Source organism: Lachnospiraceae bacterium GAM79 (assembly GCA_020735665.1).
Lineage (GTDB): Bacteria > Bacillota > Clostridia > Lachnospirales > Lachnospiraceae > Coprococcus.
The window spans coordinates 563,301-585,563 of record CP085928.1; the positions used below are offsets into that span (position 1 = coordinate 563,301).

General features: G+C 37.6%; 29 protein-coding genes and 1 pseudogene. 27 read left to right on the plus strand and 3 right to left on the minus strand.

What is annotated here, in order from left to right:
- Positions 1-3: 3 nt before the first annotated feature.
- The gene (locus tag LK416_02465; GenBank protein ID UEA75065.1) at positions 4-1,083 is read right to left on the minus strand and encodes a hypothetical protein; all 1,080 of its coding nucleotides are present in this window, start codon (positions 1,081-1,083) and stop codon (positions 4-6) included.
- Positions 1,084-1,400: 317 nt separating this feature from the next.
- Between LK416_02465 and LK416_02470 the strand changes: the two genes are divergently transcribed.
- The 14 genes from LK416_02470 (at position 1,401) to LK416_02535 (ending at position 15,339) form a co-directional block, all read left to right on the plus strand.
- On the plus strand, positions 1,401-1,625 hold the full coding sequence (locus LK416_02470) for a hypothetical protein (protein UEA75066.1): 225 nt from the start codon (positions 1,401-1,403) through the stop codon (positions 1,623-1,625).
- Between the two features lie 447 nt (positions 1,626-2,072).
- Positions 2,073-3,659: an amidoligase family protein gene (locus LK416_02475; GenBank protein ID UEA75067.1), complete on the plus strand. Its 1,587-nt coding sequence runs from the start codon at positions 2,073-2,075 to the stop codon at positions 3,657-3,659.
- A gap of 1 nt (position 3,660) precedes the next feature.
- Complete coding sequence (locus tag LK416_02480; protein UEA75068.1) at positions 3,661-4,107, plus strand: gamma-glutamylcyclotransferase; 447 nt, start codon at positions 3,661-3,663, stop codon at positions 4,105-4,107.
- A 6-nt stretch (positions 4,108-4,113) separates the two neighbouring features.
- On the plus strand, positions 4,114-7,230 hold the full coding sequence (locus tag LK416_02485) for an AAA family ATPase (protein ID UEA75069.1): 3,117 nt from the start codon (positions 4,114-4,116) through the stop codon (positions 7,228-7,230).
- Positions 7,227-8,825, plus strand: a complete 1,599-nt coding sequence (locus LK416_02490) for a hypothetical protein (protein ID UEA75070.1) — start codon at positions 7,227-7,229, stop codon at positions 8,823-8,825. Before LK416_02485 ends, LK416_02490 begins: the two co-directional genes overlap by 4 nt.
- 109 nt (positions 8,826-8,934) lie before the next feature.
- Positions 8,935-9,327: a hypothetical protein gene (locus LK416_02495; GenBank protein ID UEA75071.1), complete on the plus strand. Its 393-nt coding sequence runs from the start codon at positions 8,935-8,937 to the stop codon at positions 9,325-9,327.
- Positions 9,328-9,384: 57 nt separating this feature from the next.
- The gene (locus tag LK416_02500) at positions 9,385-10,590 is read left to right on the plus strand and encodes a hypothetical protein (GenBank protein UEA75072.1); all 1,206 of its coding nucleotides are present in this window, start codon (positions 9,385-9,387) and stop codon (positions 10,588-10,590) included.
- A gap of 91 nt (positions 10,591-10,681) precedes the next feature.
- Positions 10,682-11,197, plus strand: coding sequence for a hypothetical protein (locus tag LK416_02505; GenBank protein ID UEA75073.1), 516 nt, complete (start codon positions 10,682-10,684; stop codon positions 11,195-11,197).
- Between the two features lie 16 nt (positions 11,198-11,213).
- On the plus strand, positions 11,214-12,014 hold the full coding sequence (locus LK416_02510; protein UEA75074.1) for a metallophosphoesterase: 801 nt from the start codon (positions 11,214-11,216) through the stop codon (positions 12,012-12,014).
- A 24-nt stretch (positions 12,015-12,038) separates the two neighbouring features.
- Complete coding sequence (locus tag LK416_02515; protein UEA75075.1) at positions 12,039-13,067, plus strand: hypothetical protein; 1,029 nt, start codon at positions 12,039-12,041, stop codon at positions 13,065-13,067.
- A gap of 14 nt (positions 13,068-13,081) precedes the next feature.
- A complete protein-coding gene (locus tag LK416_02520) occupies positions 13,082-13,498 on the plus strand; it encodes a hypothetical protein (GenBank protein ID UEA75076.1) in 417 nt (138 codons plus the stop codon).
- Between the two features lie 7 nt (positions 13,499-13,505).
- Positions 13,506-14,252 carry a metallophosphoesterase gene (locus tag LK416_02525; GenBank protein UEA75077.1) on the plus strand — a complete coding sequence of 249 codons (747 nt, stop codon included), beginning with the start codon at positions 13,506-13,508 and terminating at the stop codon, positions 14,250-14,252.
- 24 nt (positions 14,253-14,276) lie between these two features.
- The gene (locus LK416_02530; protein ID UEA75078.1) at positions 14,277-14,612 is read left to right on the plus strand and encodes an RNA-binding protein; all 336 of its coding nucleotides are present in this window, start codon (positions 14,277-14,279) and stop codon (positions 14,610-14,612) included.
- 61 nt (positions 14,613-14,673) lie between these two features.
- Entirely contained in the window at positions 14,674-15,339 is a 666-nt protein-coding gene (locus LK416_02535; protein ID UEA75079.1) for a macro domain-containing protein, read from the plus strand.
- Between the two features lie 28 nt (positions 15,340-15,367).
- Here the strand turns inward: LK416_02535 and LK416_02540 are convergent, their stop codons facing one another.
- Together LK416_02540 and LK416_02545 are read right to left on the minus strand one after the other, a co-directional pair.
- A complete protein-coding gene (locus LK416_02540; protein ID UEA75080.1) occupies positions 15,368-15,565 on the minus strand; it encodes a helix-turn-helix domain-containing protein in 198 nt (65 codons plus the stop codon).
- Between the two features lie 98 nt (positions 15,566-15,663).
- Entirely contained in the window at positions 15,664-16,107 is a 444-nt protein-coding gene (locus tag LK416_02545) for a S24 family peptidase (protein ID UEA75081.1), read from the minus strand.
- A gap of 21 nt (positions 16,108-16,128) precedes the next feature.
- On the opposite strand from LK416_02545, the pseudogene LK416_02550 reads away from it, so the two are divergent.
- From LK416_02550 to ychF, 13 genes and pseudogenes are all read left to right on the plus strand, one after another.
- A pseudogene (locus LK416_02550) lies at positions 16,129-16,485 on the plus strand (DNA polymerase IV).
- A gap of 97 nt (positions 16,486-16,582) precedes the next feature.
- Positions 16,583-16,795, plus strand: coding sequence for a helix-turn-helix domain-containing protein (locus LK416_02555; GenBank protein ID UEA75082.1), 213 nt, complete (start codon positions 16,583-16,585; stop codon positions 16,793-16,795).
- A gap of 25 nt (positions 16,796-16,820) precedes the next feature.
- Positions 16,821-17,063, plus strand: a complete 243-nt coding sequence (locus tag LK416_02560) for a hypothetical protein (GenBank protein UEA75083.1) — start codon at positions 16,821-16,823, stop codon at positions 17,061-17,063.
- 163 nt (positions 17,064-17,226) lie between these two features.
- Entirely contained in the window at positions 17,227-17,430 is a 204-nt protein-coding gene (locus LK416_02565; GenBank protein ID UEA75084.1) for a hypothetical protein, read from the plus strand.
- Positions 17,431-17,568: 138 nt separating this feature from the next.
- Positions 17,569-17,706 carry a hypothetical protein gene (locus LK416_02570; GenBank protein UEA75085.1) on the plus strand — a complete coding sequence of 46 codons (138 nt, stop codon included), beginning with the start codon at positions 17,569-17,571 and terminating at the stop codon, positions 17,704-17,706.
- Positions 17,663-17,938, plus strand: a complete 276-nt coding sequence (locus LK416_02575) for a helix-turn-helix domain-containing protein (protein ID UEA75086.1) — start codon at positions 17,663-17,665, stop codon at positions 17,936-17,938. The genes LK416_02570 and LK416_02575 overlap by 44 nt, the downstream gene beginning before the upstream one ends.
- 158 nt (positions 17,939-18,096) lie before the next feature.
- Entirely contained in the window at positions 18,097-18,492 is a 396-nt protein-coding gene (locus LK416_02580) for a hypothetical protein (GenBank protein ID UEA75087.1), read from the plus strand.
- Positions 18,486-18,680, plus strand: coding sequence for a hypothetical protein (locus LK416_02585; protein UEA75088.1), 195 nt, complete (start codon positions 18,486-18,488; stop codon positions 18,678-18,680). Before LK416_02580 ends, LK416_02585 begins: the two co-directional genes overlap by 7 nt.
- 64 nt (positions 18,681-18,744) lie before the next feature.
- Positions 18,745-19,173 (plus strand): recombinase family protein, encoded by a 429-nt coding sequence (locus LK416_02590; protein ID UEA75089.1) that lies wholly within the window; start codon positions 18,745-18,747, stop codon positions 19,171-19,173.
- On the plus strand, positions 19,163-19,567 hold the full coding sequence (locus LK416_02595) for a type II toxin-antitoxin system PemK/MazF family toxin (protein ID UEA75090.1): 405 nt from the start codon (positions 19,163-19,165) through the stop codon (positions 19,565-19,567). Before LK416_02590 ends, LK416_02595 begins: the two co-directional genes overlap by 11 nt.
- Positions 19,542-19,769: a helix-turn-helix domain-containing protein gene (locus LK416_02600; protein UEA75091.1), complete on the plus strand. Its 228-nt coding sequence runs from the start codon at positions 19,542-19,544 to the stop codon at positions 19,767-19,769. The genes LK416_02595 and LK416_02600 overlap by 26 nt, the downstream gene beginning before the upstream one ends.
- A gap of 126 nt (positions 19,770-19,895) precedes the next feature.
- Positions 19,896-21,035 carry a site-specific integrase gene (locus LK416_02605; protein ID UEA75092.1) on the plus strand — a complete coding sequence of 380 codons (1,140 nt, stop codon included), beginning with the start codon at positions 19,896-19,898 and terminating at the stop codon, positions 21,033-21,035.
- Positions 21,036-21,152: 117 nt separating this feature from the next.
- Positions 21,153-22,250, plus strand: a complete 1,098-nt coding sequence (ychF, locus tag LK416_02610) for a redox-regulated ATPase YchF (protein ID UEA75093.1) — start codon at positions 21,153-21,155, stop codon at positions 22,248-22,250.
- Positions 22,251-22,263: the final 13 nt, after the last annotated feature.

The following is a 22,263-nucleotide window of genomic DNA, read 5'->3' on the forward strand; positions in this document are numbered from 1 at the left end:
AAACTATTGGTTTTGGTTTACTTTTAAATTGTGTCGTTGTCTATGAAGTGCTGTACTGTTGTATGAGATATTTATTGGTTTAAGAGAATATGATATATCTGTTAGCCTTGACAAATATCCCATTATATTAAAAGAAAAAATTCTGTCAGATTCAAAAATGATTTGTAGAAGGTGCCTCATAGGTAAAACCATTTTATCTCCACCTATTATCATGCTGAGCGTAATGGGAATATTAAAAGTGGAAAAATAAAATGATATACTTTCTTCGGGGATTGATAGCAAATCAAACATGTTAGTTCTAAAATCTTCTAAGTGCTTGCCTTGAGCAAAAATATCTATTAATCTGAAATCCCCTGACATGATACAAAGTTCTTCAACAGGGAAAATGCATGTTGTATCAGAATATAGGTCGATAATATATTCTTTATCTTCAATGTATTTGGTTAATTTGGATAGACGGTAATAGTCTATATCAGATGGAGTATAATCAGTATTATTGGAAAGGTTAAGACGTGTAAACGCGTCATTTATTGCTACACAGTCATAGTATACAGGACGAGTTTCCCAAAAAGTGGGTGGTTTAATAGATTTTGTCCTATTTTTATGAATTTCATATAATCTATAGCTTTTATCGGGTAAAAAAGAAAATATTGTAAGCCAAGTTAATAATTCGGTCAAATCGCTTGTTATGAGATTATGTAAAAAAACTGTTTCAGTACGTGATGTAGAAAAATTTTTATTAACATAATTAATAAGTCCTTTTTTATTTATTGTTGCAGAATTTAACAAAAGAATCCAATTATCACGTATTTCGCTAATTATCTGTGGATTATAGTGGAGCATTATTTCAAGTTTGCTCCAGAATTTTTTCTCATAGCCAGGTGTCTTATTAATTACACGATTTACTCTAGTTGCATCCGACCACAGAGCCTGTTCATTATTAATTATTTGTCCTGTGAAAATGGCTTTGTAAAAAACTGCAGGAGTTCTGTATTCATATTGTGGAGTGTATATTATAGGTTCGTTCGTTTCGCTATTTGTAAAGATGTCTAAATATAAATTCTTTGGGGTTATATCATCCATGTTGAGTTTTCCTCCTGTTGTAAATTTACTATATATTTTCAATTTATTTCCAATATTTCTGAGTGGTAAAACAATATCAACAAATAAATTATAACATTTTTTTAAAATAAAAAAAGAAGAGATAAAAAGAAAATATTGGTAGACAACGTTATCGGCATATATAACAAGTTCTTGAATAAGAAAGAAAATGTTGAATGAAATATTCCCCATCTGATGATGATCTTTGGCGCAGATCGAAACATAGATTGCAACATTAGTTGATATGTCATGGGAGCCGGCCGGTAACCTAAAATAATATAATATTAGGAGGAAATAATATGTCAAAGCATTGGAATCCAGAGGATTATACATTAGTTAATCAGTTGTCAGATATTATTAACGGCAAGGATGTAGTGACTAGTGATGATGGAACCGTAATGAAGGGAACAGAAAATCATGTATCTGTATTTTGGCCAAGCAGTTCATCGAAAGGGCATGGACATGCGGGGTTCGATTATGATGATGATGGCAATTTGACAGGATATGATATTTACCATTCCTGAACATATTTCTACCAGAAGAGACCGATTGGTGATTGGTCGAAATCCAGTGGCTGGCTGTGACGCAGACTCCGGTTGGTCACTGGATAGTGGGAAAACATGAAGTATTTATTGACGAAAGAGCAGATATAGCTAAGGCAAATAGGTTAAGTTTGGCACTATCAATGTCTATGTAAATCAGGAGGTTTTACTTCCTTTTATAAAGTCCAAATACCATGATATCATTGATGCTTATCATCGTAGACTTGATGGAAATAAGTACTTGGAATACTCCGGCAACATATGGCTATAAACAATTCAGATAAAGACCACGGAAATATACTCTTTCTAGTAGTCATAGCTACGTGTTAATAGTCAAAAGTACACAGTATCTGAATGTATTGAACTACGATATTAAAAAGAAAGGAAACATATGATTATTAGCTTATAAATAGTCATACAAGGTGCAGTATGTCAAAGACCAAAATTGAGAGAGCTATTGAGCTTCACTATCAGAACTGTCATATTCCTGTTCTTTGTAAAAACAAGTCATATGCAGATGCGGCAACAGGCAGGAAAGTCGATCCTTTGGTTGCGAAAGAATATGGCCGGGTAATGTTCGTTTCGGATTCAATGCAGTATGTAAATCAGAAACTGGATAAACCTATTTATCATGAGTTTTTTTGGAATGAGGATAAGGTTATTCATCATAAAGTGATCAGAGCAACCAGAATCAGTAAGCATGGTATGGATTGGAAAGATGTATATCATGCCAGGTTTTTCTGTAACAATGAAAATCCGGTTTTTGAGGGAGAAGGAATACCTCAGTATTGGCTCAACAGTGATAGAGAGATATTGTTTGAAGGAACTTCCAGAGTGGTACATAATTGGTTGTATCTAAAATGTCCTGTAGTAAATGATATTGAAGAATTGAACACACGCATGGGCTATTGTGAACATATGAATGCGTGTATAAATAGTCAGACAGATATTAGGATGTTTTCTACGTGGATAGATCCTAATCATTACTGCACAGGATATTCTGAAGATTTTGTGTTCAAGCATCCTGGTACTGTGAGAGAAGACCTTAATGAGTGGATAAATGGTATATATAAGAAAAAAATAGATGCTTATCGTAAGCAGCATGGAATCAAAAAGCGCAGGTTTGGATGTGAGATAGAGTTTACCGGTATATCGAGAGATACTGCTGCAAGAGTAGTTGCGAGAACTCTTGGCACACAGAAGATCTATAAGGGCGGCGTGTATAACGAACATCATATTATTGATAGAATGAGTCGTACATGGAAGATAGTCAGAGATGCATCTATTAAGCCTTCGGTTACGGCTGACCGTCAGAATCCGAAGCTGGATCATTATAAATGTGAGCTTGTCACGCCTATTCTTGATTATGGGGATATTCAGCTCCTCGAAAAGATAACAAGTGAAATCAAGGCTAAGGGAGGGGGTGTGAATCAGTCTTGTGGAATGCATGTTCATGTGGATGTAAAAGGCATATCTGCTATTCAGCTCCGCAACATAGTTAATATTACAGCACGTAACGAAGATATGTTATGCGAAGTACTTAGGGTTAGCCCGGACAGGGTCATGAGATGGTGCCATAAGACAGAAATTGGTTTTGCCGAAGTAATTAACGATATACCAAGACGGGAAATATCTTTGGCTAAAATAATGAATATATGGTATGGAAATAGTGGTTCATCACATAATCATTATGATCGTACAAGATATCGTATTCTTAATCTTCATAGTTTCGTTGAAGGAAAAGGAATAGAATTCAGGCTTTTTAACGCAACTCTTGATGAGAAAGAGGTTAGAGCAAATATTGTATTGGCACTTGCTATTTGCTGTACGGGTTGCTATTTGAAAAGAACAAGGGGATATAATAATGCTTATAGATGTAGTCATATGAAGGCGTGTTCTTTCGAAAGAAAGGAAATGTCAAGCTTTATGAATCAGGTAGGAATAGTTGGCAATGAATTCAGCAGTGTCAGATCACAGCTGATGAAAAATATGGATGGTGGAAGGAGAGTGGCATGATATGAGTTATTATATTGCGTATGGAAGTAATCTGAACAAGGAACAGATGAAGTACCGCTGCCCCACTGCACATGTAGTGGGGAACGGATATCTTATGGACTATGAGCTTGTTTTTCGTATGTATGCGACTATTGAGAAAGCAAGCGGAGAAAAGGTTCCTATAACTGTATGGAGTATAGACAGTGAGTGTGAAAAGAGTCTGGACCGTTATGAGGGATATCCGAGACTTTATAGTAAAGAGACACTTCCAGTTACCATAAATGGTGAAATGTACAATGCGATGGCCTATATCATGAATGCGAATATTAGATCATATCAGAAACCTACGGAGTCGTACTATAGGATAGTTGTTCAGGGGTACGTGGATATGGGATTAGAACTGGAATATCTTGACAGGGGAATACTCCGGACGGAAGATGCGTTGCAGATAAATTCGGAAATGAGGTGATGCGATATGAGCGGAAATATAATACCAATTGATAAGAAAAGGTTTGAGAGAAATAACGCAATGACGTTTGAAGAAACATTATATGATGTAACAACAAATATGGATGAAAGAGCTTTTTACTTGATGAATCATACCAGCCTTGATAATGGGTGTGAACCATTAGGCGAGATTGTCAGACTTATCAATATTATAGTTACATCCGATGGTATGGCTGCTTTGGAAGTTGAGGCTGCTGGTAAGAGATGGTCGGTTGTAACTAATCGTAAACCAGAATACTTCGATGGATATGCTGGCAAGACAGTGTATATTTCAGGTCTCAAATCTATATGCAAAGATGAAAATGAAGAGAAATGGTACATTTGTTCCTGTAATGATGTGACTGACATGGAAGAAAGTCTTGTAAAGACCGACAAAATCTCGAAAGAAGAGAAGGTGAAGTTTCAGAGAAGTGTTGAGAAGTTTACTCCCGAAATACAGAAAGATCTGGGAAATAAAAAACTGGCACTAGCAGATAAAAATGCTGAAGAAGAGAAAAAGTCTGAAGTGACGATATACAAAGAGCAGGAAGAATTGGACGCACTATATAACATACTCAAAAAAGTTATGCCACTGGAGTTTCGTAATGTTTATGAAACAATAAGATGCAGACTTGATAAAAACTGCTCATCATCAGAAAAACGTAATTACCTGAAACAGATGGGGGACATATTGGACATCGACTGGGTTCGTGATGCAGATTACAAATACATAGATATAGATACTTTAAGGAAAAAGATAGAGAAGGAACATATTGGTCATCGTAAGCAGCTTGAAGAGATATATACAGAATTTGAAGCTGCTAACATATCTGGTATAGCTCCTAAAACAATATGTCTGATTGGGCATCCTGATGTAGGACTCAATCATCTTGCTGAAGTGATTGCCGGTTCTATAGGGCGGGGACATACAGTGATAAATCTGGCGGGTATACAGATGAAGGAGACCGATTCTCTTACTGGTACATCAAAGATATATGATAATGCACGGGCTGGTCTGGTATATGAGCATATCAAGGAAGCGGGAGTGAGAGGAGTCTTTGTTATAGAAGATTTTGAGCTCTATGAATCTGGAATCAGAAATACGCTCCTTCCAATAATAGAGAAAACTTCGTTTGTTGATAAGTTTGTTGAGGTGGAAATAGGCCTTGCGAATATGTTCGTGATCGTTACATGCAGTGACATCAAGGATATTCCGATGTCGTTAAGAGCCAACATGACTACGATATATTTTCAGGATGCGGAAGAGTCAGAGATCATTGAGACAATCAACAAGATTATCGTGCCGAAGTATTGCAGGGAATATGGTATTGATTTCCCGAAGAAGATTCCGGCAAAAAGCTGCAGAATACTTATATACAAGCTTGCGAACATGGATATGAATAAGCTTGACAATGTAATCCGCACCATAGTTGTCAAGACGGTGACAAAAGGAGAGACAGCCTTCCCGGATTTTTCAGTACAGAAAATCGATAATTATTATTATACAGAAGAAGATTATAAGAAACTTCATGATACTTATGTACGGAACATCACTGGTGCAGAGCACAAGTTCTTTGTCTGTTATGATGAGTATGAGGAGTGTGTACAGAAAAAGGCAATCAAGCTGTTTGAGATCCTTAACTGGGGAAATGATGAGAGCCAGAAGGAGTATGCTAGAGACGTGGTACATTATCTGGCAAATATCTTTAAAGGAGATACAGCACCCCTGGCTATCGGCTCAATAGTTGATGAACTGAATAAGACTCATTATCTTCAGAATGATCTTGGGGAGAGAATTGAAACCGCGGTTTTGTCAAAGAAATTGGAAAAAAATACAGGCAGGATGACCGTTATCGGTTTAAAGGGCAGAGCTGGAACAGGTAAAACCAGTACAGCAAAGGCGATAGCCAGAGCAACAGGAAGAAACTGTATTAAGATCAATGTAGGAGGTGCTGGAGGAGGCGAGATCATAAAGGGAACGAATAAAACAGTTCGTAATGCCGGACCTTCTATGATCATTCGGGAACTTGAAAAAAGTGGTCATGGAAGTTATTCAGATGTGATCATCTTAGATGAGGTAGATAAAGCTACACCGGATTTCTTTAATGCCTTATATGAATTTCTTGATCCGAATGAAGAGTATATATATGACCAGTACCTTGAGTGCCAGATCCCGAAAAATAACTTTATTGTTATTCTTACATTTAACGATATTACCTGTATCCCTTCACCAATCATAGATCGTATGGAGGTTGTTGAATATAGTAACTATTCAATTCAGGATAAGAAGATAATCATAACTGATTATATTCTGCCGAAGTTAAGGGAGAAGTTCTCGATTGGTGAACTGTCTATAACCGGTGACGCATTGGAACTGTATGTGAATCAGTATGATGTTCTTCCCGGTATGCGTGATGCGGAGAGAGATCTCGAATACATCCTTATGAGAATTGCAAGAAACAATAATGGTGAATTTGACGATTGTGTGGTCATTAGTAAGGAGCTTTTACGCGAGGCTCTGGGGCAGGAGAGAACAGTAGGGATGAATGATGTGCCGCCACTTGCAGTGGGAAAATGCGGATTAGCACAGGCTCTCGCTGTTACAACAAGTGGTATTGGTGTATGCACGGCAGTGGAAACAGTTGTTAATCCTTATCAGGATAAGAAAGTTGTTGTAACGGGTTTATTAGAAGGCTCCTGTCTGGAATCGGTAACACTTGCGTGTTGTTATGCTGGAAGATATATGGAGAAAGAGCTGCCCAAGCTGCATATTCATATGACGGATGCTGTAAAGAAGGATGGTCCTTCAGCAGGCTTAACAATAACGATGTCTATCCTTTCATGTCTGTTAGAAAGGCCGATTCCTGACGGTATAGCCTTTACCGGAGCTATTGATCTTTATGGAAATATAGGACCGGTAGGTGGAACATTTGAAAAGTGTATTGCTGCAGAACGATCATTGATAAAAAAAGTTATTGTTCCATCCGAGTGTTACAAAAGTCTTGTAGACAGAAACGAGCTTTGCAGGTTAAGTGTAGAGCTAGTTCCGGTAGATACGATGGCAGATGTAACTAAATATGTATGGAGCGAGGAGGTGCAGAGATGAATCCATTTATGCCATTTGACTACTTAGGGGATGTTGCTGAGTCGGCTTATAAAAAAATATATACCGGAGACGGAGCTGCATTTGGATCTTGTGTTGAAAGAATTTTATATGTACTTGATCGGCTGGTCAACGCAGATATGATCACCAATACGACAAGAAAAAGGATCAAAACATTTCTTGCAAGGGAAATTCGTCTATCTGATATTCAGGTGATTTCAAGTCATACCAATCATGTTGTTCTGCTCAATACAGAGACACATGAACAGGATTCATTTGATCTCAGAGAATACATAACATGGATCACAGAGGCACTTTGTAAAGATCCAATCATGAAGAGAAATCTTCATGGCAGAGAAAATTACGAAGGTGTTAAGAGTGTTCTTAATGATTATGGGGATGACAGACAGAAAATTCTGTCATCTGATACCTGGATTGATTTTTATATCTGCGATGAAGTGATATTTTTCACAAAGAAGGATGAAGAAAATATCCATTTGTATATACAGAAAAGAGAAAAGGATGTAACAGCTTTCCTGAGAGAACGTAATGCACTAGAGGATGCATTACTTATGGAAGAGGCACTGGCAGATGGCAGAATTTATCGCTTCGATAATGATGAATCTGTATTTGTCGAAGATATACAGGGTGGTATAATAAAGATAGAAGATGTGAAAGACGACATATGCGATTATTCATACATGCAGGGTAATATCCTCAATCAGCTGGCAGATGGCAGTCTTTTGATTCTTGAAGGCAGCAGACTTATTTGCCTGGACAAGACTGGAATCAAGAAGGTGATAGTTGATAATGCATTTATTGGGGTAACCAGCGTAGAGGGTAATGAAATTTATTGGAAAAGCAGATTTAGACGAAAGGATGTAGAGATAGGTAATAATAGAGATATCGGGAAAGTAACAAGGAAGAAGATGTTACGTTGTCTGAAGAATGACAAAGTAAGTAAAGAGATGTTATGGAAAGGTTTGCTGTTAACTCTTTATGATTTTGACCGTATGAACTTTGATGAGCATATCGGTAACCGGATCAAATTTGCCTGCTTCTTCGACAGACTGCCCATGCCATTTACTCTGAGCAGGATCATGGACAGTCTTTCAGAAGTGGAAGCGTACTGTTATGACGGGGACATTATCAAAGGCGATGGATACATAGAAGCCATGGGTTATCTTATGGATATAGATATTGATCGGTACGATGAGAATGCCACAACAACTGCATTAATTTATTTGTTGGAGAACGTAACCATAAATCCATATGAAAGAATAGCAATGCATTCCGGACATGGGATTCTTGATTGTGTAGAATTTTTCTTTGGCGTTAATGATGAAGAGAATAATAAGGGAAGTTATGATGGAGAAGATAAGGATTACCCAATGTTAGACGTCGCTGACGATGAGTTCATGAGGCTGTTGGATAAAAAAATTGCTGAACTGGATAAACAGATAGAAAAGGAGGAACGCAAGGAAAGAGAAAGTAAGAAATCGGCAGAGCAGCGTAGATCAAAAGAAACTGACAGAGTTTCAGAGACTTCTGATAAAGGAAGAAGTGCAGAGATAATCAGAATGCCGTTTGGGGATTAATTTAAAAAGATACAATCGATTTCATGTTTTCTGAACACTATTGAGTAATAGTTTATTGATTGGCTGAGTTATAAGAAAATAGAGCAAATAAATATATGGAGTGACTTTTTTGAAAGGATTATTTATGGATAAAAATACGGAGTCAGATTCTACAAATAAAAGAAAAAGAGTAATTGTACGTTGTAGGGATGGGATATCAGAACAGTTTAAGATAGACCAGTTGTATGGTGTTTTAAGTGAAGATAACGATATTCACGTAAATGGTTCTATAGAAATGGTAGGAAATAATTATGAAAACATCAAGAGAGTTAGGGTGTATGTTAATTTATGTGACAAGGAAGGAACAATACTATATGTACTAAACGGCTGGAAAAATTATCCTGCTGTTAGTGGAACATATTATTCGTTTTCGCTTTACTGCAGTACAATAGATAGATTTTTTGATGTTGACGAACTTGATTATGCAGAATTGTACTTGAGCTTTAACGAGAAGAAATCATAAAGATGCGTAGAATTACATAATAGAAAACAATATAGATACACGAAGGAGGCTGGTAACATGCGAAAACAGGGGATTAAACTCAAGGATAAATCAACACTCTCAAAGGGCGAATACTTGTTTGATCATTTTTTGTATGGGCTTATATTAGGGTCATTTGACATATATAATATACTTCCATATTTTGTGCCAATCGCAAAATATAATAATTCAATTCCAAGGTTGATTATTTGCATGTTATTGACCAGTATGTTCGGAATCCTTTTCAGTTACAATTATAATCGGAGTGGTAAAGGGGTTATTCAAGATGTTTTATTAGGTATTGGATCTTATACAGTTTTAACTATTGGGAAATACGCGTTTAGTTTCATCAGGTGGTTAGGAGTGGGACTATTTGTGATATCGCTGCTTGGAGTTGTTCGCATAATTGCTAAGAGGATAAGGAGAATAGATAGAAAAAAACAGATTATTATTTCAAGATTCCTTAGAAGCACACAGGTGGTAAGGCGCAATGCTGGAGTCTGTGCGGCGATAGTCATTATAGCGCTGCCAATAGCACTTAAATGCTTTCCAAATGATAAATTAAACGAGGATTATTATGCAAAGGTTTGTGCAGAGTATGGTCTTAATGCTGAAGATGTACAAGATGGAATTGGAATATCGGGATATGGAGGAGAACTAAGTGTTCATGAAGACTATGGAGATGAATATAGGCTCGAGGAAAATATAGATACCATAAAATGGATAAGAGATAATGATACATTTCAAACACTTGATTATGAAGAAAAGTGTGATGTTTTGAGAGCAATCTGTTATTGCGAAGGACGATATCTTGGGCTATGTAAGATAGATATCGAGTTTAAAGATATTGAAGATACATCATTGCTCGGAACATATAATCATTCAACCAAGACGATTATCATTAATTCTAAGCCGATAAAAGATGGTAGTTTGCCAGGCGGAACATCTGACGAACTCCTTATGACTATTTTACATGAATGCAGACATTGCTATCAGAATCTTGTTTCAGAAATGTATATTAATGTAACTCCGGAACAGAGAAATCTATACGTATTCAAGCAGGATGGAGTGAATGATTGGATAACAAATTTGAGTAATTATAAACCAGGGGACGAAACATTGGAAGGACAGATGGAGTATTATGAGCAGCCGATTGAAAGGGATGCCAGAATCTATGCGGAGACAGCGGCTCAGATATATTACCTAACGATTGATAGTCTTCTGAATAAACAGACAGATGACTAGATATTAGAAGAAATCAAAGAACCTGAGGATGAGATTATTACTATATATGACAATGAACCGTGAAGTATACATTATAGGAGGAGATGGACATATGATGATATTCAGGAAGAAAGAACGAGATGATATTTTAACTAACGAGCCATATGCTGCATTTATTAAAAAATTTGATAAGCTGCAAAGTGTTATAAATGAAAAGATACATATTAGAATCGACATGAATGACAATGGTAAGAAAACAGGATTTACAAGTGGATTTTACCTTGATTCTTGCTATGCACAGTGGTTTGAGTTGAAGTTTGAATTCTATGGATTGGATAACGAAGAGAGCAATCCAAACCAGCAGCTTTATGTGATGCATAGTTTGGAATATAAATTTGTAGATGATGATTATAATGATATGATGCTGGACACAGTTGCAGATATAGAGAAGAGAAATGGTTACATATATTTATCGTCATTGGTTCATGAGTGTGAAGTGAGAAGCTCAATGAACAACAAAAATACAGTAACTGTAATGTATTCGGTACTTTGTGATAAAAAAGATGCAAAGGAAGTCTGTTTACAGCTTATAAATCACGATATTGCATTGTTTACTCGTAGTTTTTAGATAACAGGAGGGTGTAGTGAAACAAAATTGGTTTTTACTAGGAGATATCCATGGCGAAGCTGCAGCCATAGAGTATTTTTATAATCATCATAGAGAAAGACTAAAGTTGGATGATTGCCAGAATAATATCATATTGTTAGGAGATGTTGGATTAAACTATTCAATAACAGGATTGGCGGATTTTTATTACAAGACATCACTATCAAAGCTGCCATTTACATATATTTGTTTGCGAGGAAATCATGAATCTAGAGTCAGTGATGTGATTAAGCGCAATCCATCGAGATGGAATCCGATAGAAAAATATGGCGGATTGGTTTATGTTGAAAATGATTTTCCGAATATCGAATATCTTGTGGATGGTCCGGCTATTTATGAATTTGCAGATTACAAGACATTGTCTTTGCCAGGAGCATACTCTGTTGACAAATGGCTCAGATTGGCAAATGGGTGGCAGTGGTTTGCTGATGAGCAGCTATCGGAAGAAGAAATGCAGTATGGAAGAATGCTGGTTAATCATGAAAAATCAGTGGATTTGGTTATTTCGCATACATGTCCTATAGAATTTGAACCGAATGACTTGTTCCTTGGCTCAATTGATCAATCTCAGGTAGATAAGACCATGGAATTGTATTTGGGTGAAATTGAAAACCAGTTGGATTATCGTAGATGGGCCTGGGGACATTATCATGCGGACAGATTGTATCCATGGAAAGATGGTAAGGAAAAACTTATGCTTTTTAATGAACATGTTGTGGATCTGTGTAAGTTCATGGAGATGGGGAAAGCAGATTATTTTGTGGATATATTGGCATAAGTCGGTAGATGCGGAGGTGAGTTTATGCCAACAAAAATTAATGTAAATGGAAAGTATCCGTGTTGTGCTAATTGGGTTGTGATGAAAAGAACACGTGATGGTGTAATAGCGAAAAACTGTCTGATTGATGAAACGATTAAGTTGTCAGACAGAGAGGCTAGATATTTGACAAGACTTAATGGAAATAGAAATCCATATAGGATGAAAGGATTTTCAGCCGATGAATGTACCAGCTACTTTAGATTCTTAAAAGAATGTATGCTAGTAAGAGAAGCAGGAAGAAGTATGCATATAGATGAGATGAAATTATATACATTGATTATTCCTAATAAGACTAGAACAAATTCGGTAATTCCTAGAATATTGAACTTTCTGTTGTGCATCTTATTCCTGCCGGTTTTTGCATATGGGCTTTACTGTATATTTGCATATGAAAATACATGGGGGATGGAAGATCTTACTATATTGAATATATTACTGGGAAGTATTGGAGGTATTTTTCTGGGAACGATATTGCACGAATCTGCACATGCTTTTTCCTGCTTAAGTGATGAAAATGGAAGAGTGTTTGAAGCTGGAGTGATGTTGAATGGAATGTTCCTTGGTGCATATGTTTTAATCGATGAATCAAAGATAAAGAGCAATACAAAAAGAGCACAGATTAATCTTGCTGGTGTGGAAATGAATTTGTTGTTAGCAGGAGTACTTATGATATTGGCAACATTTGGAAATTTCTTGAGACCATGGAAAGTAGCTCTGTTATTTGCCGCATTACAGAATGTTTTTTTAGTACTCATGAACCTGGCTTTTACTGAAGGATTAGATGGGGAACATGCTTTAAGCAGTCTATTTGGAGGTTTCGTTGTCGATGCAGCAAAAGCAAATCTTTCTGTGTTGTTTGATAGACAAAGAAGAGTCGATTATTTTGCTGTACATGGTATATGTGGGGCAGCAAATATATGTGTAAGTCTTGTAATTTTAGTTTTTCAATTTATAGTGCCGCTTGTAGTAGTTGCAGATATCAGTATATGGATAGGAGCGCTGTTTCAATGAATTTGAGATACGATATGGCAAAATTAGTAATAGGTGCAGTCAATGTAGGTATGATATTGTATTCTTCCGTATGTTCAGGATTGACATGCACATTTGGTTTATGGGGAATTGCAACTGCAGTTGGAATATTGTGTTTAGCTGTGAAAAGTGTGTCTTTCATTAAAAAGAATGAAAGTATATGGATGTTCGTTCTTGTTTTATTTGTTACGATTCCTTTTAATGTAAGACTTGCAACAGTAGCTGTTGAGGAGTGCTTTGCAGAAATCAATGTTTTTTCAAAGATATTGTATATTGTAATGGTATGTATGAGTCTGCTGTCTGCGGAAGAGATATTTATAGGGTTGTTAACGAGATTTATTTGGCCTAGACAGGATGAATCATTTATATCGGAACTTAAGAAAATTGATGAAAACATAGATCAGAATGGGTAGGAGTAATATGCTATATTTAATATCAGATATTCATGGTAATTTGTTAGAATTTAAGCAAATTTTGAAGAAGATAGAATTTGATGGAGAAAAAGATAATTTAATAATTATGGGAGATATTTTGGATCGAGGGCCGGATGGGATTGCTCTGTTGAGATATGTCAAACCATATATTTTAGATAACTCGATGGAATTGCTGCTTGGTAATCATGAGTTATTTGCCGTTATGTATCTAAACGGTGTTCTTGGCAAAAAGAATACAGATAAGGTTCTTGATGAGAGAACATGGACGGCCTTTGGAGGTGGAGACACGTTAAAGTCGATTAAAAACATGACAGCCTTTGAGAAGAAAAATTTATTATCCTTTTTGGAGCACTTGCCTATTTACTCGGAAATTAGCTCCCGATATCTAGGAAATGTAATCGTTACGCATACTGGTATTGATTGTAATAATTATGTAATGAACGCAGATGGAACAATTAATGTTAAGAGTAGTATAAAAAAGGCTTTTGAAAATAATATTTACAGTTATATGGTTGGTATGGACTTACATCAAGTCCCCAAGAAAGATAAAGAACGGTTTGATCAATTTATTATTGTGGGACATGTTCCTTGTTTCAGATTAAATAAAGATATGAGTAATAAGTTCTACAGAACAGATTACTATATGGATATTGACGCCGGAGCTGGACACATGGAACAAGGGGGAACATTGGGCTGTTATTGCGTTACTACTGATGAGGAGATATATCTTTAGCAAAGGATCAGGAGGTTGCAGGTGATGCTTCATGAAATGAGATTAAAACCAGATCCGTTCGAGGGAATAGAAGCCGGCAAGAAGAAAATTGAGTTCAGACTCTGTGATGAAAAGAGACGGCTTATCAAACCCGGAGATAAGATATTATTTACAAATACAGATACCGGACAAAACATATTGACCTATGTTGTGGATATTCATAAAGCGGATTCTTTTGTGCAATTAAAAGAAGTGCTTGTTAAAAAGAATCTGATTGAAGAAAATGATTTTGAGCCTTCAACAATGTTAAAATATTATAGCAGTGAGGAGGAGAAGGAGTATGGAGTGGTTGGAGTTGAGATTGCATTGCTGAGTGATTAATCTTAGACAGTGGTATGAGAGAAATTGAAAGGGTAACGTTGCAAATCTACGAAATAGACAGGTGAAAGGAAATGGGAAAGTGAAGTTCCTGGACAAAATATATATAATAGATATTGATGAAAAAATGATAGATAGCTTGATGAAGTATTTTCAATGGGAGACTAATGTTGAACTTTGTTGTTGCGATATAGAGAGCTTTCTGAAAGATCATATAGAAAAAATAGACGGAGTGACAAGTGCGGCAAATTCATTTGGAATAATGGATGGAGGGCTTGATAAGGCACTGGTTGATTTCTTTGGCGAACAATTACAGTCAAATGTGCAAAGGGTAATTCAGAAAGAATTTCTTGGCGAACAACCAGTAGGAACATGTTTAACTATAGATATACCGGGGTATAACAAAAAAATACTACATACACCAACGATGAGGATTCCCCAACCGATTTTAGATCCGCAAATTATATATACGGCAACTCGCAGTACACTTGTTGAAGCGATAAAAAACCAGATTTTTACAATAACGTTGCCTGCGTTTGGACATCTAACGGGTAATGTTAAATCGGAAATTGTAGCACAGTATATGAGAATGGCTTATGATGATGTAAAAAAAACACTTCAAGAGAACTCTTCTATAAATACGTGGGAGTTTGTATACGAAAATAAAAATATAGATGGGGTTTTATTTAAAAGCTATTTATTAGGTAACTCTCCCCATAATAAACAGTAAGGACTGGGGCAGATTGCCCCGGTCTCTACTATTCTATATGAAATACATCCTCAACCAGCAGGTTGAAGTATGCGGATATCCGAAGCATAAACTCAGCGGATGGAGTGCACTTTCCACGTTCAATACGGCTGATGGTTCTGGTACAGAAGCCTGTTGCAGCTGCAAGATCATCCTGAATGATGCCACGGCTTTCACGGATTTCTTTTAAGTTGTTGACAACTGCCATTTCAATCACTTCCTTGTAGTTTTCTAAGTTTGTCTTTAAATCAAAGTATAGTGGAATATATGTCCAAAATAATGTGCATGAATTTGATGGTTCGCTATTTAGATAGATAAATCTGTGGCGCTGCCGGTTTCTACGACCTTTCCAAATACATCAAAACGATCATTTTCACTGACACGGATGGGTGCATATTTTTTATTTAGTGATACAAGGAAGATACCCTCCTTGTCTTCTCGTAGTTTCTTGATATAGGCATCTCCATTCAGGGAGAAAATGCCGATTTCACCATTTTCAACAGTTTCCTGTTTGACTACCCATGCAATGTCTCCATCATGGAACTCTGGTTCCATACTGTCACCACTGATCTTTACACCGAAAGAAGTGTTTTCAGGCAGCAGAGCTTCATCTATGTTAAGAGTCCTGCTTGGACCATCTTCAAGGAAGTTTCCAGTACCAGCAGATACTGCATTTTCGTATACCGTGATGGCTCTGCGAAAAGGAATGATCTGACATACGTGCTTTTCGTATTTGCCAGAGGCATGCAAAAGGCTGATATAGTCGATTGTGACTTATATTCATTTACCCGTCAGATGAAGATTGATCATGCAACCAATATTACCAGTGAGATTACAGAATATGCATATCGGCTGTTCAAGGAGAATTACAACTGGTCAAAGACAATCAGGAGCATCGGAGTCAGGGGGGCAGATCTGGTCACGGATAAGTATTGGGAACAGATAGATCTATTTGATGACATTTCCAGACGAGAGAAAATGATGAAGGCTGATGCAGCGGTCGATGATATACGCAGGAGGTTTGGTTATTACAGTGTGCAGAGAGGACTCATGTATATGGATAGTTATCTTTCAAAAATCAATGCGAAGGAAGACCATACGGTTCATCCACATGGATACTTTGGATAAGGGCATATTGCTCTACTTAACGGTGTACAAGGTGGCTTTGACACTTTGGCATACGCGATTACTGCCAGATGGCAGGTAAAGGAGGATATTTTAAATTATGTATTATGATTTGAATGAGAAAACGACAGTTGTGTATATGTTTATTTGCAATTTTAACCGGGAACATGGGTATTCTCCGACAGTCAGAGAGATAGGAAAGCATGTAGGACTGAAATCCACATCAAGCGTTCAGGCATATCTTAAAAAACTGGAGGAATGTGGCTATAGTGCAAGACTCAAGGACTGCCCACGTACAATTAAGATTTGTTAGTGATAATTGGCAGGAGGTTGAAGCAATGAGTAATAAGGTATATGTAGATGTGCTTGCAGAATTTACCACGGATGGGATTTTGATACCGAGAAGTCTCTGCTGGAAGGACGGAACGGTTTATGAGATACAACGGGTAAACAATATGAGAAGGGCGACGAGCCTGAAAGCGGGAGGTGTTGGAATGAGGTACACATGTATGATTGATGGCAGAGAACGTCATCTATATTACGAGGATAATAATTTATGGTTTGTAGAGGGAAGAGCCTGACCTTGATGTATCATGGTCAGTTGGCTTCAAAGATCAGCATTTACCGGGGCATACGAGAGGTATGCGCGGAACTCCCGGCAAGCAAGCTTGCAAAGGTGATTCCCTTTTCCTTTTCAAGTACAAAGAGATGGTTTTTGTATTTGGAAAGGAGCTTAACTGTAGTATGAATAATAAAGATGTGATTGAGATACGCTGCAGACAATGTAAGAAGCTGATGATGAACTATCATGTGTGCGGAGATGATTCTGCGGTTGCACTTCAAGGTATAGGAGTGAAGTGTGACAGATGTAAACGTGTGATGATTCTGAAGGAATATACTGAGGGTATGTTAATTAGCCGTCTGATAGATGGCGCTTTCAGAATCTGATATGTGATAATTAAATAATAGCCCACCTGATACGGGCACATCGGAAGATGGCAGCACCAAAGACGCAGGGGAAAGCAACCAGACTGGATCTGGCTTTCTCTTAGCGTCCTTTTTTATGCAAGTGTGGCGATTCTTATTTTGAATATGAAAAACAATCCGTTTCTGGTTGCCAGAACGACGATCAGAAAGGATGTAGAAAAAGAAGAGAGAAGCAAATTCAGAAGAAAAGCAGATGATGATGGAGGTTGGACAGAGGATACAGGATATCCGTATTGAAAATGAGGTGACAGGGGCACAGCTTGGAGCCTGTCTTGGAATAAATGGGAACCAGGTGTCTCGGATTGAAACAGGAGTTGCCAGATGTTCTATTTATCAGCTTGTTTTGATATGCCAAGAGTTTGGCTGCTCCGCTGATTACCTTCTATTTGGTAAGAAGAATACTGGCATGTCCAAGGAGCAGACGGAGCTTATTACCAGATTGTATGAGAGTATACAGAATCGTCCTTGAAAGATGAAATTATGAAGAAGGTTCACTTTTGCAGGGAGTACTTTGAAAGAGCAGGTACAGTATGATAAATGCATACCAGACAGGACGCTGACTGGAATAAAAAGCGATATGAGTGCACAAATATCGGTTTCAAATTCTACAGAAAGAAGGAAAGCGATATGCGATTTACAAGAAGTAATGTGAATGAGTTTAAGAGAGAGCATGAAGTGATGGGAGTTGGCTTTATCAAGTCCAGAAAGAGTGTTGATAAGATCATGGATATGGCGGCTGATATGCTGGATAAGGCAAAGAGTGTAGAACTGCCGATTGTGGAAATTATCGTTGATGAAGGGGCTTCGGATGATATTGACCGTGCTAAGGTGACAAGCCTTTGTGAGTGGATGGAAAAGGATTATGTCAAAGTGATTTTCGTCAGGGAGATAAATGATATCACAAAGGATAGAGATGATCTGGAGGCATTTCTTCTGAAAGCTAGGGATCTGGATGTGATGGTGTATGTGCTGAACACTGGAGTTCAGGTGAAAGCAGAACCTGATAACGGAGCAGGATGTTAGAAACAGATCAGAAAGCTTCAGAACCCGTTACTGAGAATCTGATAGGTATCAGGTTTACTATCACAGATTATGGAACGATTGTGAGAGCCGGTGATGGTTCTGTGATTGGAATATATCCGACAGAGGATGAGGCATTAGAAGATGTTCGCGAACGGTGTATGGGCGTATTGAGTTCCACGAAAACTTGACACGCAGCATCACCATTTGAAGAAGATAGATTTTGAAAGAAATTTCATTATATAGGAGTACGAGATGAGAAGAAAAGGCAGAAATAAGAAACCACTGATGACAAATCCAACAAGATGTATTGTTATTTTGTCATTAGATGAGCAGCACAATGAAATAAAAGCTGAAGAGGCAGAGAACAGGCAGTTGAACAGAATCAGGGAATTTACAAAACAGAATAATCTTATCCCAGTGGCGATTGTCAGACGTGGAATAATGGGACGAGTGGTTTATAATCGCTACTTCAGTGGTGCAATAGAGTGTATGAGGCAGGGAAAGGCTGAAGTTGTTGTATGCGTAAATATGGATACAATTTATTATGGAATAGCAGATGCATATTACAGAGTTGGACTTATTAAGGAGGCAGGCTTTCGTATATTTACAGTAGATGAGAAGGAGCCGATGATGCACCTGTATATGCCACCAAAGAAGGGGGTGTTCACAGATGAAGATTAGAAGAAATATGGTGATATGGGCAGAACTAAAAAATCAGGGTAAGTGTGTGCAGACAGGAATCAGACCTTGTGTAGTTATTAGCAACAATACAGCCAATGCACATTCACCGGTATTTACTGTAATGCCTGGAACAACGCAGGATAAGAAGAAGGATTTTCCGGTACATGTGAAGGTCACAGCTAAGGATGTGAATGGAAGGCTTTACAAGGATACGTTTTTTATGGGAGAGCAGATGTGTACGATAGGAGAGCGTCAGATCATAAATGTATTTGGTGAGATAAAGGATGAGGGTGTCATTCAGCAGATCAATGAGGTCATTGTGAGGGAATTGGCGTTGGATAATGAAAATTTGAATAGGGGGGAACAGAATGTGCTTGATAACGGACAACAGTAAAGAAGTGCAGGGACAGGTGCCTATTTATCAGAAAGTAACGCTCACAATAAAAGAGGCGGCAGAATATTCCAATATAGGAATAAATAGAATTGAAAGCTTGCTTAGAGCACCAAGATGTCCGTTTGTGTTATATGTAGGAAAAAAGAAACTGGTGAAACGGAAGGAGTTTGAGAAGTTTATATCCGAGAATATTGAAATATAATAGAGCATTTTTTCGTTTACTCATGAGTAGATTGTGAACACATATGTATGGTAAATATTGAAATACAAGCCTCAATGTAGTATACTTATTCTGCTATTTTGGGGCTTCTTGTGGAAAGGAGCCAGAATGGGAAAAAGCTTAAAAGGTAAGGAACTGGGTGTCGGAATTTCTCAGCAGACGAATGGCCTTTATGTGGCTAGATTTACTGATAGATTTGGACGAAGAAAATCTAAACGTTTTAAGAAACTGCAGGAATGCAGACAATGGATAGCAGATGCAACATATATTGATGAACATAGTGATTTAGAGAATGCTACAGACATGCTTGTGGATGCGTGGTTTGAATATTGGATCGATCTAAAGAAAAAGACAGTGAGACCCAATACGGTTCGTAATTATTCCGAACGTTATGAAAGAAATATCAAGAACGTGATAGAAAATAAACTTCTTACAGAAGTGAAACCGATACATTGTCAGAAAATATTTTCAGATATGGCGGATGAAGGATATAAGACGACAACCATTTATCAGACTAGAATTGCATTGTATAACATGTTAGAGTTTGCAAAGGAAAACGAAGTTATAATAACAAATCCTTGTAAGAAATCGGTGAAGAGTGATATTGGCAAGCCATCAGATAAAAAAGAGGCTCTTACAATTGATGATCAAAGGCGTTTCCTTGCGGCAGCTAAAGGACAGAGTTATGAGTATCAGTATAGATTTGCGTTGCAGACGGGACTTAGAACAGGAGAGCTTGTTGGTCTAAAGTGGGAAGATATTAATTTTGAAAGGAAGACTCTTACAATCGAAAGATCAATGGAGTTTAGGTACAAAGTTGGTGAGTGGAGAGTTGGACCGCCTAAAAGCAAGTCTGGATACAGGACAATACCACTTACGGACGAAGCAATTTGTATTCTTAAGGCTCAAAAAGAAAAGAACAGAAAAATCAAAGTGATAGATAAAGAGTGGGCTGATACAGTGTTCCTTTGCAGAAAGGGGCAACCTGTAAAAAATAGCACTTATGATACAGCTTTATTTAAAATTTGCGATAAAGCAGGAATCAAGCGTTTTTCGATGCATGTATTAAGACATACTTTTGCAACTAGATGTATTGAAGGTGGAATGATGCCAAAAACCTTACAGAAAATATTGGGACACTCTAATATTGGTATCACTATGAATTTGTATGTTCATATAACCGAAGAAGAAAAACAAAAAGAAATAGACCTTGTGGCAGAGGCTTTGAAGGCAGGTGTTGCAATATGAAAATTCATGTATTTTCATGCGAATATAACAAGATTGGTACACTAATTGGTACACCAGCGAAATACGAAGCCTGCAAAGCCGCATAAAATCAAGGTTTTTAAGGAGGAAATATATAAAATGAAATTAGGCATAGTTGGACTTCCCAATGTTGGAAAAAGTACATTATTTAACTCTCTGACAAAAGCAGGTGCAGAATCAGCAAACTATCCATTCTGCACCATCGACCCAAATGTAGGTGTCGTTGCAGTACCGGATGAGAGGTTAGACAAGCTGACAGAGATGTATCACTCAGCAAAGACCACTCCTGCAGTTATTGAATTCGTAGATATCGCAGGACTCGTAAAGGGCGCATCCAAAGGCGAAGGCCTGGGAAACCAGTTCCTTGCAAATATCAGAGAGGTAGATGCGATCGTTCATGTTGTCAGATGCTTTGAAGATACAAATGTTATTCATGTAGATGGTTCGGTTGATCCGATCCGTGATATTGAAACGATTAATCTGGAGCTGATCTTTTCCGATATCGAAGTTCTGGATCGTAGAATAGCAAAGACGATACGAGGTGCAAGAAATGATAAGATGCTTGCAAAGGAGCTGGATTTCCAGCAGCGTATCAAAGCGCATTTGGAGGAAGGTAAGCTTGCAAAGACTCTTGAAGTAACAGATGAGGACGAACAGGGTTGGATTGAGGAATACAACCTTCTTACATGGAAACCGGTTATTTTCGCAGCAAATGTAAGCGAAGACGATGTAGCAGATGATGGAGCATCAAATGAGTATGTTCAGAAAGTAAAAGAATATGCAAAAGAATTTGATTCAGAAGTATTTGTTGTCTGTGCACAGATCGAGCAGGAGCTGGCAGAACTGGATGACGAAGAAAAGAAAATGTTTTTGGAAGACCTTGGAGTAAAAGAATCCGGTCTTGATAAGCTGATAAAGGCAAGCTATTCACTGCTTGGACTGATCAGTTATCTGACAGCCGGTGAGACAGAATCCAGGGCATGGACGATCAAGAAGGGAACAAAAGCGCCGGGAGCAGCCGGCAAGATCCATTCTGATTTTGAGCGTGGATTCATCAAGGCAGAGGTTGTAAGCTATAAAGATCTTATGGAATGTGGCAATATGGTAGCTGCCAAAGAAAAAGGTCTGGTAAGACAGGAAGGTAAAGAATATGTGGTAGAGGACGGAGATGTCATCCTCTTTAAGTTCAACGTATAATACAGCTTCCTTT

What these genes read in the sequence shown, in the direction of transcription:
- LK416_02465 (UEA75065.1), bottom strand. Translation starts at nt 1,083, where the DNA reads ATGGATGATATAACCCCAAAGAATTTATATTTAGACATCTTTACAAAT.
- LK416_02470 (UEA75066.1), top strand. Translation starts at nt 1,401, where the DNA reads ATGTCAAAGCATTGGAATCCAGAGGATTATACATTAGTTAATCAGTTG.
- LK416_02475 (UEA75067.1), top strand. Translation starts at nt 2,073, where the DNA reads ATGTCAAAGACCAAAATTGAGAGAGCTATTGAGCTTCACTATCAGAAC.
- LK416_02480 (UEA75068.1), top strand. Translation starts at nt 3,661, where the DNA reads ATGAGTTATTATATTGCGTATGGAAGTAATCTGAACAAGGAACAGATG.
- LK416_02485 (UEA75069.1), top strand. Translation starts at nt 4,114, where the DNA reads ATGAGCGGAAATATAATACCAATTGATAAGAAAAGGTTTGAGAGAAAT.
- LK416_02490 (UEA75070.1), top strand. Translation starts at nt 7,227, where the DNA reads ATGAATCCATTTATGCCATTTGACTACTTAGGGGATGTTGCTGAGTCG.
- LK416_02500 (UEA75072.1), top strand. Translation starts at nt 9,385, where the DNA reads ATGCGAAAACAGGGGATTAAACTCAAGGATAAATCAACACTCTCAAAG.
- LK416_02505 (UEA75073.1), top strand. Translation starts at nt 10,682, where the DNA reads ATGATGATATTCAGGAAGAAAGAACGAGATGATATTTTAACTAACGAG.
- LK416_02515 (UEA75075.1), top strand. Translation starts at nt 12,039, where the DNA reads ATGCCAACAAAAATTAATGTAAATGGAAAGTATCCGTGTTGTGCTAAT.
- LK416_02520 (UEA75076.1), top strand. Translation starts at nt 13,082, where the DNA reads ATGGCAAAATTAGTAATAGGTGCAGTCAATGTAGGTATGATATTGTAT.
- LK416_02525 (UEA75077.1), top strand. Translation starts at nt 13,506, where the DNA reads ATGCTATATTTAATATCAGATATTCATGGTAATTTGTTAGAATTTAAG.
- LK416_02530 (UEA75078.1), top strand. Translation starts at nt 14,277, where the DNA reads ATGCTTCATGAAATGAGATTAAAACCAGATCCGTTCGAGGGAATAGAA.
- LK416_02540 (UEA75080.1), bottom strand. Translation starts at nt 15,565, where the DNA reads ATGGCAGTTGTCAACAACTTAAAAGAAATCCGTGAAAGCCGTGGCATC.
- LK416_02555 (UEA75082.1), top strand. Translation starts at nt 16,583, where the DNA reads ATGTATTATGATTTGAATGAGAAAACGACAGTTGTGTATATGTTTATT.
- LK416_02560 (UEA75083.1), top strand. Translation starts at nt 16,821, where the DNA reads ATGAGTAATAAGGTATATGTAGATGTGCTTGCAGAATTTACCACGGAT.
- LK416_02565 (UEA75084.1), top strand. Translation starts at nt 17,227, where the DNA reads ATGAATAATAAAGATGTGATTGAGATACGCTGCAGACAATGTAAGAAG.
- LK416_02575 (UEA75086.1), top strand. Translation starts at nt 17,663, where the DNA reads ATGATGATGGAGGTTGGACAGAGGATACAGGATATCCGTATTGAAAAT.
- LK416_02580 (UEA75087.1), top strand. Translation starts at nt 18,097, where the DNA reads ATGCGATTTACAAGAAGTAATGTGAATGAGTTTAAGAGAGAGCATGAA.
- LK416_02585 (UEA75088.1), top strand. Translation starts at nt 18,486, where the DNA reads ATGTTAGAAACAGATCAGAAAGCTTCAGAACCCGTTACTGAGAATCTG.
- LK416_02590 (UEA75089.1), top strand. Translation starts at nt 18,745, where the DNA reads ATGAGAAGAAAAGGCAGAAATAAGAAACCACTGATGACAAATCCAACA.
- LK416_02595 (UEA75090.1), top strand. Translation starts at nt 19,163, where the DNA reads ATGAAGATTAGAAGAAATATGGTGATATGGGCAGAACTAAAAAATCAG.
- LK416_02600 (UEA75091.1), top strand. Translation starts at nt 19,542, where the DNA reads ATGTGCTTGATAACGGACAACAGTAAAGAAGTGCAGGGACAGGTGCCT.
- LK416_02605 (UEA75092.1), top strand. Translation starts at nt 19,896, where the DNA reads ATGGGAAAAAGCTTAAAAGGTAAGGAACTGGGTGTCGGAATTTCTCAG.
- ychF (UEA75093.1), top strand. Translation starts at nt 21,153, where the DNA reads ATGAAATTAGGCATAGTTGGACTTCCCAATGTTGGAAAAAGTACATTA.